Source organism: Flavobacterium limicola, assembly GCF_003634755.1.
Lineage (GTDB): Bacteria > Bacteroidota > Bacteroidia > Flavobacteriales > Flavobacteriaceae > Flavobacterium > Flavobacterium limicola.
Window position 1 is genome coordinate 392494 of sequence record NZ_RBXA01000001.1, and the last position, 13602, is coordinate 406095.

Annotated in this window: 10 protein-coding genes; 9 read left to right on the plus strand and 1 reads right to left on the minus strand. The window is 36.2% G+C overall.

Annotated features, from left to right (window positions below):
• Positions 1-28: 28 nt before the first annotated feature.
• Complete coding sequence (locus BC952_RS01715) at positions 29-679, minus strand: hypothetical protein (RefSeq protein ID WP_121363987.1); 651 nt, start codon at positions 677-679, stop codon at positions 29-31.
• Between the two features lie 192 nt (positions 680-871).
• On the opposite strand from BC952_RS01715, the gene BC952_RS01720 reads away from it, so the two are divergent.
• The 9 genes from BC952_RS01720 to BC952_RS01760 all read left to right on the plus strand — a co-directional run bounded on the left by BC952_RS01720 (position 872) and on the right by BC952_RS01760 (position 13576).
• Positions 872-2023 (plus strand): lycopene cyclase family protein, encoded by a 1152-nt coding sequence (locus BC952_RS01720; protein WP_121363988.1) that lies wholly within the window; start codon positions 872-874, stop codon positions 2021-2023.
• 101 nt (positions 2024-2124) lie between these two features.
• Positions 2125-2535, plus strand: coding sequence for a BrxA/BrxB family bacilliredoxin (locus BC952_RS01725; protein ID WP_091172289.1), 411 nt, complete (start codon positions 2125-2127; stop codon positions 2533-2535).
• A gap of 200 nt (positions 2536-2735) precedes the next feature.
• The gene (gene trhO / locus BC952_RS01730; RefSeq protein WP_121363989.1) at positions 2736-4091 is read left to right on the plus strand and encodes an oxygen-dependent tRNA uridine(34) hydroxylase TrhO; all 1356 of its coding nucleotides are present in this window, start codon (positions 2736-2738) and stop codon (positions 4089-4091) included.
• Positions 4092-4277: 186 nt separating this feature from the next.
• Positions 4278-5570, plus strand: a complete 1293-nt coding sequence (locus BC952_RS01735) for a PSP1 domain-containing protein (RefSeq protein ID WP_121363990.1) — start codon at positions 4278-4280, stop codon at positions 5568-5570.
• The gene (locus BC952_RS01740; RefSeq protein WP_121363991.1) at positions 5554-6033 is read left to right on the plus strand and encodes a gliding motility lipoprotein GldH; all 480 of its coding nucleotides are present in this window, start codon (positions 5554-5556) and stop codon (positions 6031-6033) included. Before BC952_RS01735 ends, BC952_RS01740 begins: the two co-directional genes overlap by 17 nt.
• A gap of 9 nt (positions 6034-6042) precedes the next feature.
• Positions 6043-8352 (plus strand): penicillin-binding protein 1A, encoded by a 2310-nt coding sequence (locus tag BC952_RS01745; protein ID WP_121363992.1) that lies wholly within the window; start codon positions 6043-6045, stop codon positions 8350-8352.
• A 188-nt stretch (positions 8353-8540) separates the two neighbouring features.
• Positions 8541-9242 (plus strand): CoA transferase subunit A, encoded by a 702-nt coding sequence (locus BC952_RS01750; protein WP_121363993.1) that lies wholly within the window; start codon positions 8541-8543, stop codon positions 9240-9242.
• A gap of 2 nt (positions 9243-9244) precedes the next feature.
• Positions 9245-9904 (plus strand): CoA transferase subunit B, encoded by a 660-nt coding sequence (locus BC952_RS01755; RefSeq protein WP_121363994.1) that lies wholly within the window; start codon positions 9245-9247, stop codon positions 9902-9904.
• 192 nt (positions 9905-10096) lie between these two features.
• Positions 10097-13576 (plus strand): M4 family metallopeptidase, encoded by a 3480-nt coding sequence (locus BC952_RS01760; RefSeq protein WP_121363995.1) that lies wholly within the window; start codon positions 10097-10099, stop codon positions 13574-13576.
• The last annotated feature ends 26 nt before the right edge of the window (positions 13577-13602 follow it).

The window sequence follows — 13602 nt, forward strand, 5'->3', positions numbered from 1 at the left end:
GTCAAACTTTACAATAAATTACTCTTTACTATAAACCTTCTTGCCTTGCTTTTAAATAATCTTTAAAATAATAATCTTTATATTTTGCTTGATAACGAATAAAGTTCTCTGTCCTATTATCTGAATTAGGAATCTGAAGGTCGTATTCAAAATCAAATTCAGAACTACAATTTATCAATACTTCTTTTATTATTGATAAATGAAAAAATGCATCTTCAAAATCTTTAGTCTGAAATCCCTTAATATTAAATGGAGAGTTTTTCTCGTGCGAATCTGAATGTGCAAATTTTTTATCTCTTAGAACTTTAATATGCTCAAAGAAAACAGTAGATTTTAGTCTAGTTAAATTCTCTTCATTTTCGATAAATTTTAATCGAAATGATTCGTCATCTTTTAAAATCGCTTCATTTAATCTGAATAAAGATGAAACATGCTCCTCTTTATTACTTCTTCCTCTTTCGAAAAGCTTAGTATATTCCATTATTAAGCAATATTGTAAAGTAACCTTATACAAACTGAAAGTATGGGAGTTTACAATTGAAAGTTCTTTTTCGCTATAATCATGATCTGAAATTATTTGTAACTCCGTTAAAGCGGAATTAAATAAGCAAATTGAACAATAAACATGATCAAATTTTTCTTTTAAATTTTTTGGGATTTTATTTGAAATGGGAGACATATTAAGTATCTATTACTTTTCAAATATAGCCAATTATATTTACCAATAAACGAATCGAAAAGCTGATGTTTTTATTACCAATTCATTATTTTTGGTAATAAAACATTCTTTCCTGAATACAAAAGCGCTTAATTGAATCCTTGAGAGAACAAAATAATTAGTTACTTTTGAAAAGAATTCCCTAACATCAAAATGAAACACTACGATTATATTTTTACCGGCGCAGGATTATCGGCTTTGATGACCGTATATAAAATGGTGCAATCCGGAAAATTTAAGAATACAAGTATTTTGTTATTGGATGAAAATACTAAAAAAACCAACGACAGAACGTGGTGTTTTTGGAAAACAAACAATTCACTTTGGGAACAATCAATCTCAAAGAAATGGGATTCGGCTTTGTTTGCCAATGAAAACTTTCGCAGGAATTTAGACTTGCAACCGTATCACTACAATATGGTAAAAGGGCTGGATTTTTATACCCAAGTATTTGATTTGCTTTCGAAACAAGAAAATATCACTTTTATACATGAAAAAGTCTTAGAAATCGAAGAATCCGAAACTATAATTCTGGTACAAACCGAAAGTGAATCCTTTTCGTGCTCAAAATTATTCAACAGTATTTACAACAGACAAAAAGCAGAAAGCCAGACGAAATATCCGGTTTTACAGCAGCATTTTATTGGTTGGTTTATCAAAAGCGAGCAGCCTGTTTTCAATCCGGAGCAAGCTACTTTCATGGATTTTTCGGTGGAACAAAGAGGGAATACCCGTTTCATGTACGTGTTGCCCACATCAAAAACTGAAGCTTTACTGGAATACACTTTGTTTTCGCACAAGCATTTAAAAAAGGAAGAATACGAAAACGAAATCCGGCAATACATCGAAAAACTTGGGATAACGAATTATGAAATTGTCGAAAAAGAGCAAGGCAGTATTCCTATGACGTGTTATCCTTTTTGGAAAGCAAATACTAAAAACGTACTAAACATAGGGACTTCCGGTGGTTGGACGAAAGCCAGTACGGGTTATACTTTTAAAAATTCTGATAAAAAATCAAGTGAATTAGTTGCCTTTCTTCAAAGGGAAACCGACTTCACGAAATTTCATAAAAAAACTAAATTCTGGTTTTATGATTTGCTTTTGCTAGATATTTTGGACCGAAAAAATGAATTGGGTTCCCACATCTTTTCTTCGATGTTTAAAAAAGGAAATCCAACCTTAATTTTCAAATTTCTGGACGAGGAAACTACTTTATACGAAGACATTCAGGTGATTTTAAAATGTCCAAAAATGCTATTTATAAAAGCTATTTTTCACGTGGCTTCCAAAGCAATAAAATAACAATCAAACTATAACAAAACTTTATAATTCAACTCCAATTCTTGATTGTAAACTTTGTAACTTTGCAACTCAAAATTAATATTGATTTAAAATAAAAAGATATGTATCCAGAAGAAATGGTAAAACCAATGCAAGCGGAATTAACAGCTGCAGGTTTTCAAGATTTACATAGTGCTGAAGCGGTAGAAAACGCAATGAAATTAGAAGGAACAACGCTTGTAGTTGTAAATTCGGTTTGTGGTTGTGCTGCTAGAAACGCACGTCCGGGAGCAAAAATGAGTTTAGATGGCGCTAAAAAACCAGACCATTTAATCACTGTTTTTGCAGGAGTTGACAAAGATGCAGTTGATGCTGCAAGACAACACATGTTCCCTTTTCCTCCATCATCGCCAAGTATGGCTTTGTTCAAAAACGGAGAATTAGTACACATGCTAGAGCGTCACCACATTGAAGGTCGCCCAGCGGAACTAATTGCTGAAAACTTAAAAGACGCTTTCAACGAGTATTGCTAGTTTTTTAAAAGGCACAAAGAAACAAAGGTGTTTAGGCACAAAGTTTACAAAAGCACTATTAATTTAGTGCTTTTTTATTTTTACCTCTAGCCTTTGCTTCTTCGTACTTTGCACCTTTGTACCTAAAGATTTTTGCTCCTCTGAACCTTTTTCCATACTTTTGCAAAAAATATATTTCTCAACTTAAAACTGTTTATAGCATGCAACTGTATAACACATTAAGCGCAGAGGAAAGAGCCATCATGATTGATGATGCAGGAAAACAACGTCTTACGCTGTCTTTCTATGCTTATGCGCAAATCTCAAATCCAACACAATTTCGTAACGAATTATTTCTGGCGTGGAACTCACTTGAAGTTTTGGGTCGAATTTATGTAGCCAGTGAGGGAATCAACGCCCAATTATCATTGCCTGCAGATAATTTCTACGCATTCAAAGATTCGATTGAGGTCTATGATTTCATGAAAGGAATCCGATTGAATATTGCCGTAGAACAAGACGATCACTCGTTCTTGAAACTGACGGTAAAAGTGCGCGACAAGATTGTAGCTGATGGTTTGGTTGATGAAACTTTTGATGTGACCAATATTGGGATTCACTTAAAAGCGGCGGAATTCAATGAACTTCTGGAAGATCCAAACACGATTGTGGTCGATATGCGAAATCATTACGAATCAGAAATTGGACATTTTACCAAAGCTATAAAACCTGATGTTGATACTTTTCGTGAAAGTTTACCAATCATCGAAGAACAACTTGCGGAACACAAACAAGACAAAAAACTATTGATGTATTGCACCGGAGGAATTCGTTGTGAGAAAGCCAGTGCTTATTTCAAACACAAAGGTTTTGAAAACGTATACCAACTAGAAGGCGGAATTATTGAATACACGCGCCAAGTAAAAGCTGAAGGTTTAGAAAGTAAATTCATTGGAAAAAACTTCGTGTTTGATCACCGCTTGGGCGAAAGAATAACGGACGATGTTGTTTCCCAATGCCATCAATGTGGCGAACCTTGTGATGTGCATACGAATTGCGTGAATGAAGGTTGTCATTTGCTTTTTATTCAATGTGATTCTTGCAAGGAAAAAATGGAAGGATGTTGTTCTGCTGAATGTGTAACTGTCATTCACATGCCGGAAGACGAACAAAAAGCCATCCGCAGAGGAATTAAAAACGGAAATAAGATTTTCAAAAAAGGAAAATCAGATGTTTTGACTTTCAAAAACAACGAAGAAACACATGGTGTTTTTGTTGCCGAAAAACCAAAAACAGTAGTCAAAAAAGAACCAAAAAGTAAGAAAGTCTATATTGGAAAAGGAACGCATTTTTTTCCAAAACCAAGTATTGGTCAATTTTTAATTGAAGAAAATGAAATCAAAATTGGCGATACTATTTTAATAAAAGGTGCCACAACAGGAGAACAAAAAGTAGTAATCGAAGAAATGCTTGTTAACGATTTGGCACAAGAAAAAGCAGTTTCTGGAGACACTTGCACGTTTAAACTACCATTCAGAATCCGATTATCTGATAAATTATATAAGATTTTAGATTAAATATTTAGGATAAAATCCTATGAAATTAACCCATTACAATCTGATTTGTAGTGGGTTTTTTTATTAAAAATTTATGATTTATTGGTGCTTTTATGCGTTGTTCCGTAAAATTAAAAAATACTATCTTTACACATTAAACGTTTTAAGAACTTAAGTTGTGCTCGTCGCAACACTACATATAAGATTATGGCATGTACAAGTTGTTCAACTTCTGATGGTGGCGCACCTAAGGGTTGTAAAAATAATGGGACTTGCGGCACCGATAGCTGCAATAAATTAACGGTTTTCGATTGGCTTTCTAATATGAGTTTGCCTAATGGCGACGCCCCTTTTGACTGTGTTGAAGTACGTTTCAAAAACGGAAGGAAAGAATTTTACCGCAATACCGAGAAACTAACGTTAAGCATGGGCGACATTGTTGCTACCGTAGCTTCGCCAGGTCATGATATTGGAATTGTAACTTTGACAGGAGAATTAGTTAAAATTCAAATGAAGAAAAAAGGAGCCAATCCTGCAAGCAATGAAATTCCGAAAATATATAGAAAAGCATCCCAAAAAGATATTGATATTTGGTCAGCAGCAAGAGATCGTGAAGAGCCTATGAAGGTTCGTGCACGTGAACTGGCGATTGCTCAAAAACTGGAAATGAAAATTTCGGATATTGAATTTCAAGGTGATGGATCAAAAGCTACGTTTTATTACACAGCAAATGACCGTATCGACTTTAGAGCTTTAATTAAGGATTTTGCTAAAGAATTCAGTACTCGTATCGAAATGAAACAAGTTGGTTTCCGTCAGGAAGCAGCTCGTTTAGGCGGAATTGGTTCTTGCGGAAGAGAATTGTGCTGTTCAACTTGGTTGACGGATTTTAGAAGTGTTAATACTTCTGCGGCACGTTACCAGCAATTGTCATTGAACCCGCAAAAACTGGCCGGACAATGCGGAAAGTTAAAATGCTGCTTGAACTATGAGTTAGATACGTACATGGATGCTTTGAAACATTTCCCTGATTTCGAAACAAAATTAGTTACCGAAAAAGGAGATGCTATTTGCCAGAAACAAGATATTTTCAAAGGTTTAATGTGGTTTGCTTATACCAATAACTTCGCAAATTGGCATGTATTGAAAATTGATCAGGTCAAAGAAATTGTTGCTGAAAACAAACTAAAAAACAAAGTTTCTTCGTTAGAAGATTATGCTATTGAGTTAATTGTTGAGCCAGAGAAAAATTTCAATAACGCGATGGGTCAGGAAAGTCTAACCCGTTTTGACCAACCAAAAACAAAGAAAAAACAGAATAAAAAACGTAAACCGGCTGGTGAAAATGCAATTGTAGCCAATAATAACAAGCCTGCAAGCAACAATAAAATTACAAACAACAACAAACCTGCAAACAATAACCGCCAAGCTCCTGCTGATAAAAAACCTGCAGAGCCGAGAAAACCAATAATTATTACCAAAAATGTGGATAAAAAATAGCGCTTTACTTCTTTTGATTGTAACCCTTTTTATTTCATGTGATGAAAAAAGGTTTTTTGATGAGTATAAATCTGTTGGAGACGCATGGCATAAAGACAGCATTGTAACGTTCAATTTACCGGAATTAGACTCTACAAAACGATATAATTTGTTTATCAATTTAAGAGACAACAATAAATATCAATACAACAATCTCTTTCTAATCGTTGCAATGGAATTGCCGAATGGTTTTACAAAGGTAGATACTCTTGAATACCAAATGGCAAATCCTGACGGGACATTGCTTGGTGATGGATTCTCGGATATAAAAGAAAGTAAATTATATTTTAAAGAAAACGTAAAATTCAGAGGAAAATACAAAGTACACATCAAACAAGCGGTTAGAGAAACTGGAAAGATTCCTGGCGTAGTCCTTTTAGATGGAATTACAGAAGTGGGCTTCAGAATAGAAAAAAAAGATTAAGAAAGTATTATGGCTATCAAAAAAAACAATAATCAGGCAAAGAACATTGATAAAGACATCAATTACTACAAAAATAAATTTTGGAAAATCTTCTTTATCGGCTTAGGTGGCATCGGTTTGTTTTTCTTATTTGCTTCATGGGGGCTTTTCGGCTCGATGCCTTCTTTTGAAGATTTAGAAAATCCTGATTCAAATTTAGCAACCGAAATTATTTCGGCTGACGGAGTAGTTTTGGGTAAATATTTTGAGAAAAACAGATCTCAATTAAAGTATTCTGACTTACCTAAAAATCTGATAGAAGCTTTAATCGCTACGGAAGACGCTCGTTTTTATGAGCATTCCGGTATTGATGGCAGAGGAACTTTGAGAGCGATTTCCAGTTTTGGAACCAGCGGTGGAGCGAGTACATTAACACAGCAATTAGCCAAACAATTGTTTCACGGGGAGGGTTCAAAATTTTTACCTTTTAGAATCGTTCAAAAAATCAAAGAATGGATTATCGCCATTCGATTAGAAAGACAATATACTAAAAATGAAATCATCGCCATGTATTGCAATGTATATGATTTTGGAAATAATTCTGTTGGGGTAAGTTCTGCAGCAAAAACCTATTTTTCTAAAGAACCGAAGGATTTAACCATCAGCGAATCGGCAATATTGGTTGGAATGTTCAAAAACTCTGGTTTATACAATCCTATAAGAAACCCTGAAGGAGTAACAAACCGCAGAAATGTTGTGCTTTCGCAAATGGAAAAAGGAAAAATTATTACAGAAGCTGAAAAGGAACGATTACAAAGTTTACCTATTAAGTTGAATTTCAAATTAGAAACTCATAAAGAAGGAACGGCTACTTATTTTAGAGAATATCTTCGAGATTACATGAAAAAATGGGCTGAAGAAAATAAAAAGCCGGATGGTTCTGATTACGATATTTACAAAGATGGTCTGAAAATTTACACCACAATCGATTCCAGAATGCAATTGCATGCCGAAGAAGCGGTTACGGCTCACATGGCAAACCTTCAAGAAGAGTTTTTTAATCAGTCCAAGGATAATAAAAACGCTCCTTTTGTAAATATTTCAACAGCAGAAACACAAAAAATATTGAATCAGGCCATGAAGTCATCTAACCGATGGGCTGTGATGAAATCCATGGATAAAAGCGATGAGGAAATTATAAAATCGTTCAGCAAAAAAACAGAAATGACCGTATTTTCTTGGAAAGGAGAAAAAGATACCATTATGACACCGTTAGATTCTATCCGGTATTACAAACACTTTTTACAATCCGGATTGATGGCAATGGAACCACAAACCGGTAATGTCAAAGCTTGGGTTGGCGGTATCAACTACAAATATTTCCAATACGATCACGTAGGACAAGGTGCAAGACAAGTCGGTTCAACTTTCAAACCTTTCGTTTACGCAACAGCTATCGAACAATTGAACATGTCTCCATGTGACTCGATTGTTGATGGACCATTTGTAATCAGAAAAGGACGCCATCATGTTACCGAAGATTGGGAACCTAGAAATTCAGACAACAAATACCGTGGAATGGTTACCTTAAAAAGAGGTTTGGCGAATTCCATAAATACGGTATCGGCAAAATTAATTGATAAAGTGGGCCCGGAAGCAGTAATTGATTTAACCCATAAATTAGGCGTAAAATCCGAAATTGTAAACCAACCTTCCATTGCGTTAGGAGCAGTTGAAATAACGGTTGAAGACATGGTTGCCGCATACAGTACTTTTGCCAATCAAGGTGTTTATATGAAACCTCAATTTATATCTAAAATTGAAGATAAAAGTGGTGTTATCATCTATGAACCAATCCCTGAATCACATGATGTTTTAAATAAAGACATCGCTTATGCAGTTATCAAATTACTGGAAGGTGTAACCGAAGGCGGTTCTGGAGACCGTTTGCGCACCACTGGCGGCGGTAACGGAGACAACCGCTGGACCGGTTATCCGTATTCGTTTAAAAATCCTATTGCAGGAAAAACAGGTACCACACAAAACCAATCCGATGGTTGGTTCATGGGAATGGTTCCTAATCTTGTAACTGGAGTTTGGGTAGGTTGTGAGGATCGTTCAGCACGTTTCAAAAGCATTACTTATGGCCAGGGAGCCACAGCCGCATTGCCGGTTTGGGGATATTTCATGAAATTGTGTTATGCTGATCCTGCCCTTAAAGTTTCTAAGGAAGCCTTTGAAAGACCCGCAAATCTCTCTATAAAAGTAGACTGCTACGTTCCTAAAAAGGTAATAGACACGACAGCCGTAGAGCAAGATACCGAAGAGTTTGAATTGTAAAATTTTCATCTGGAGCTAATCCAGCTAACCGCTATATCTTTCTGGTCCTGAAAAAAATCAAGAACAGAAAGGATGTCGCTTTTATCTAGGCTAGGCTTTGGTTCTCAAAATTAAATTCTGTTGTTCTTGTATTATAAACAGACTTACTTCTTCATTAAATAAAATTCGACAAATAGCAACTCATTTTTATGATTAACAAAAAAGTAAACAACGTTCAGGATGCCCTTCAAGGAATTGAAAACGGGATGACTATTATGCTAGGCGGTTTCGGATTATGTGGTATTCCAGAAAATTCCATCGCCGAATTAGTAAAAAAAGGAACTACGGATTTAACGTGTATTTCAAACAATGCAGGTGTTGATGATTTTGGTCTTGGATTGCTTTTGCAAAAGCGCCAAATCAAAAAAATGATTTCTTCTTATGTAGGCGAAAATGCCGAATTTGAACGCCAAATGCTTTCTGGAGAACTCGAAGTGGATCTTATTCCTCAAGGAACTTTAGCGGAGCGTTGTCGTGCAGCACAAGCCGGAATTCCCGCTTTTTTTACACCCGCCGGATATGGAACTGAAGTAGCCGAAGGTAAAGAAGTCCGCGAATTCAATGGAAAAATGCATGTTATGGAACACGCTTTCAAAGCTGATTTTGCCATCGTAAAAGCATGGAAAGGTGACGAAGCCGGAAATCTAGTTTTCAAAGGAACCGCAAGAAACTTCAACCCTTGCATGGCCGGAGCAGCAAAAATAACCATAGCCGAAGTAGAAGAATTATTGCCTGCAGGAAGTTTAGATCCAAACGAAATTCATATTCCTGGAATACTTGTAAATAGAATTTTTCAAGGTGTGAAATATGAGAAAAGAATTGAACAAAGAACCGTGAGAAAAATTTTCTAATTATGGCTTTAGATAAAAATCAAATTGCAAAACGCATTGCAAAAGAATTAAAACACAACTACTACGTGAATCTCGGAATCGGAATTCCAACATTAGTAGCTAATTATATTCCAGAAGGAATTGACGTTGAATTTCAAAGCGAAAACGGAATTCTTGGTATGGGTCCATTCCCTTTTGAAGGCGACGAAGACGCTGATTTAATCAACGCAGGAAAACAAACCATCACTACTTTGCCCGGAGCAAGTTTCTTTGACTCTGCATTCAGTTTTGGAATGATACGCGGACAACATGTTGACTTAACAATCCTTGGCGCTATGGAAGTGGCCGAAAATGGTGATATTGCCAACTGGAAAATCCCTGGTAAAATGGTCAAAGGAATGGGAGGCGCAATGGATTTAGTAGCTTCTGCAGAGAATATTATTGTTGCGATGATGCACGTTAATAAAGCCGGAGAATCTAAAATACTTAAAAGATGTACTTTACCATTGACTGGCGTGGGTTGCGTTAAAAAAGTAGTAACAGAATTAGCCGTATTAGAAATAACACCAAAAGGTTTCAAACTATTGGAACGCGCACCAGGTGTAACCGTAGAACATATCATCGCTTCTACTGAAGCTGATTTAATTATTGAAGGTGAAATTCCGGAGATGGTTATTGATTAAAAATCATGTATCAATAGTAAAGGCAACTCAAATGAGTTGCCTTTTTTTGTTTATTTTAATAATAAGAAAGAATATAGTAATCTATTTTAACAAAAAAAATAAACATTTTTAAAAAAAGTGTGGTAAAACCGTAAAATTAAACTCCAATAAATAAATAATTTTACAATCTGAAATTAACCAAAACTATACCACATGAAAACAAAATTACTCGGAAAGATTATGCTCTTCGCTTCCGTTTCTTTTCTCGCATTGGAAACAAATGCCCAAGAAACTGACAAAAATGTAAAGCAAAAAATCACAGATGAAAAAGGAGAACCTACTTTAATCCTTTTTAGCGAAAAGTCTATCTACAAGACTTCAGATTCTCAAAAAGTACTAAAAGAGCAATTAGGACTGAAAGAAAATTCAAATTTTTCAAAAGTTAAAACCGAAACAGATGACTTGGGTTTTCTGCATGAAAAATTTCAACTATTCCATAAAGGATTAAAAGTAGAATTTTCAACGTATTCATTGCATTCGAAAAAGTCAAAATTAGAATCGATGAATGGAGAATTTTACCAACTGGAAGACATTAACACCAATCCAGGTTTGACCTATGAACAAGCTCTTACTAAAGCAACTTCTCAAATTGGAGCAAAAGAATATCTTTGGGAAAAACCACTAGAAGCGGCTGCTATTGATTACACAAAACCTGCGGGTGAATTGGTTTTACTTCCAATGATGGATGACGACAAGTCTAGCAAAAAAAACAACGACATTCGATTAGTCTATAAATTTGATATTTATGCCACTAATCCGGTAAGTCGTGGCGATGTATATATTGACGCTTTAACTGGAGAAATAGTATTCTATAATGCAACCATTAAACACTTAGGCGAATACAGCCATGGAAAACATAACCTTGCTGAAAAATCACACGGAACAATAGAAAAGTCACTATTTGTTGCCGCAAATGCAGCAACTCGTTATAGTAGCACACAAACCATTCAAACGGTATTAAGCGGTTCGTCTTATATTCTATCTGACAATACGCGTGGTAACGGAATAAACACTTTCAACATGAAAAAAGGAACCAGCTACACAGCAGCGGTTAACTTTACAGATGCTGATAATAACTGGACTGCCGCTGAATTTAACAATACAAACAAAGACAATGGTGCTCTTGATGCGCATTGGGGTGCAGAAAAAACATACGACTACTTTTCTACCAAACATGCTAGAAACAGTTATGACAATGCAGGAGCCATCATAAAAAGTTATGTTCATTTTGATAATGCCTATGACAATGCATACTGGAATGGAAGTGTAATGACGTATGGCGACGGAAGCGGAACGTACTTTGACATTCTAACTTCTCTGGATGTCGCAGCCCATGAAATAGGACATGCAGTATGTGAAAAAACAGCAAATCTGGCTTATCAAAGAGAATCAGGAGCCATGAATGAAGGGTTTTCTGATATCTGGGGCGCTTGTGTTGAATATTTTGCAGCACCTACAAAATCTACCTGGTTAATTGGTGAAGATATTGAAAGAAGATCTGGTAAAACAGCTTTGCGTTCGATGAGTAATCCAAAATTAGAAGGACAACCTGACACCTATGGTGGAACAAACTGGAAAGTCATTAATTGTGGCACACCAACTCAAACAAATGATTATTGTGGTGTTCATACCAATAGCGGTGTTTTAAACCATTGGTTTTATATTTTATCTGTTGGGAAAACAGGAACAAATGACATTGGAAGTTCATACAATGTTACCGGAATTACTATCGATAAAGCAGCAAAAATTGCTTACAGACTAGAAAGCGTTTACCTATCGGCCAACTCCACTTTTGCGAATGCAAGAACATTTGGAATTCAATCAGCAGTAGAGCTATATGGAGCAGGTTCCGCCGAAGTAATTGCCACTACAAATGCATTTTATGCAGTAGGTGTTGGAGCCGCTTATTCTGGTTCCACCGATACAGTTGCACCAACAGCACCGGCTAGTTTAGCAGCTGCAGGAACAACCTCATCTTCTACAAATTTATCATGGACTGCTGCTACAGATAATGTTGCCGTTACTGGATATTCAATTTATAACGGAGCAACTTTGGTGACAACCGTAACAGGATTAACTTATTCTGTAGCAGGATTAACAGCCAGCACCGCTTATACTTTCACCGTAAAAGCAAAAGATGCTGCCGGAAATTTATCTGTTGCAAGTAATGCCGTTGCCGTAACTACCACTGCAGCTACAGCAACGTATTGTGCTTCAAAAGGGAATAGTGTGGCGGATGAATATATCAGCAGAGTACAATTGGGAACTATCAATAACGCTTCAACAGGAGGAACGGGCTATAGCGATTTCATAGCAATTACAACGAATCTAACTAAAGGAAGTGCTTCCACTATTACTATTACACCAACATGGACAGGAACCGCTTATGCAGAAGGATATGCCGTATGGATTGATTTAAACGGAGATAAAGATTTTGCAGATGCAGGCGAATTAGTTTGGAGCAAAACTGCTGCCACCACTACTCCAGCCACTGGTTCATTTACTGTTCCAACAACAGCTCTTACAGGTTCTACTAGAATGAGAGTTTCTATGAAATACAACGGAGTTCCTACTTCTTGTGAAGCGATATCTTATGGAGAAGTAGAAGATTACGCCGTTAATCTTATTACCGCAACTGCAGATACGCAAGCACCAACTGCGCCAACAAGCCTTGCTGCTTCTGGAACTTCATCTACAACAACGACTCTTTCTTGGACTGCTTCTACAGATAATGTAGGTGTAACAGGATACGATGTGTACCAAGGAGCTACATTAAAAGCATCTGTGACAGGGACGACTTACGCAGTTTCAGGATTAACAGCCAGTACAGCTTATACTTTTGCAGTAAAAGCGAAAGATGCAGCGGGAAACACCTCTGCTTCAAGTAATGTGGTAAATGTAAACACATCAGGAACTGCACTTACCTATTGCGCATCTAAAGGAAACAGCGTAGCTGATGAGTATATCGATTATGTTTCTATTGGAGGAATTGCAAATACAACAGCCGGGAATGCAGGATATGGCAACTTTACCTCACAAGTTGGCAATCTACCTTATGGATCGAATACAATCCTATTTAGTGCCGGATTCAGTGGTACCGCTTACACTGAATTCTGGAAAGTTTGGATTGATTACAACCAAAATGGTACTTTTGAAACTACTGAAGAAATGGTTTCTGGATCTTCTTCCAGCAGTACAAATCTATCGGGTACTTTTACAGTTCCAACATCAGCTTTGGCGGGACCAACTCGCATGAGAGTTTCAATGAAATACAATGCTGCACAAACAGCTTGTGAAACTTTCTCTTACGGTGAAGTAGAAGATTATACCGTGACTATTGGTGGAACAGCTATTACAAGTTTTACAACGACTAAAACTGCGAATGAATTAGGAAATGAAAATTCAATTTCTGATTTCTCAATGTATCCAAACCCTACCAACAATATTCTAAATGTTAGAATGGCTGACGGCAGAAATAGTTCTTATAAAGTGTATAACTTCCTTGGTCAGCAAGTTGATGCAGGTAAGCTTTCTGAAAACGGAATAAATGTTAGTCAATTAATATCAGGGGTTTATATTCTTGAAGTTAATGATGGTCAAAAAACTGAAGCGAAGAAATTCATTAAAAACTAATACGCTTCTAACCAAAATAAAAGCCT

Excerpts from the sequence above, each read along its gene's own strand:
- BC952_RS01755 (WP_121363994.1), top strand. The coding sequence starts at position 9,245 with ATGGCTTTAGATAAAAATCAAATTGCAAAACGCATTGCAAAAGAATTA.
- BC952_RS01745 (WP_121363992.1), top strand. The coding sequence starts at position 6,043 with ATGGCTATCAAAAAAAACAATAATCAGGCAAAGAACATTGATAAAGAC.
- BC952_RS01750 (WP_121363993.1), top strand. The coding sequence starts at position 8,541 with ATGATTAACAAAAAAGTAAACAACGTTCAGGATGCCCTTCAAGGAATT.
- BC952_RS01715 (WP_121363987.1), bottom strand. The coding sequence starts at position 679 with ATGTCTCCCATTTCAAATAAAATCCCAAAAAATTTAAAAGAAAAATTT.
- BC952_RS01725 (WP_091172289.1), top strand. The coding sequence starts at position 2,125 with ATGTATCCAGAAGAAATGGTAAAACCAATGCAAGCGGAATTAACAGCT.
- BC952_RS01720 (WP_121363988.1), top strand. The coding sequence starts at position 872 with ATGAAACACTACGATTATATTTTTACCGGCGCAGGATTATCGGCTTTG.
- BC952_RS01760 (WP_121363995.1), top strand. The coding sequence starts at position 10,097 with ATGAAAACAAAATTACTCGGAAAGATTATGCTCTTCGCTTCCGTTTCT.
- BC952_RS01735 (WP_121363990.1), top strand. The coding sequence starts at position 4,278 with ATGGCATGTACAAGTTGTTCAACTTCTGATGGTGGCGCACCTAAGGGT.
- BC952_RS01740 (WP_121363991.1), top strand. The coding sequence starts at position 5,554 with ATGTGGATAAAAAATAGCGCTTTACTTCTTTTGATTGTAACCCTTTTT.
- trhO (WP_121363989.1), top strand. The coding sequence starts at position 2,736 with ATGCAACTGTATAACACATTAAGCGCAGAGGAAAGAGCCATCATGATT.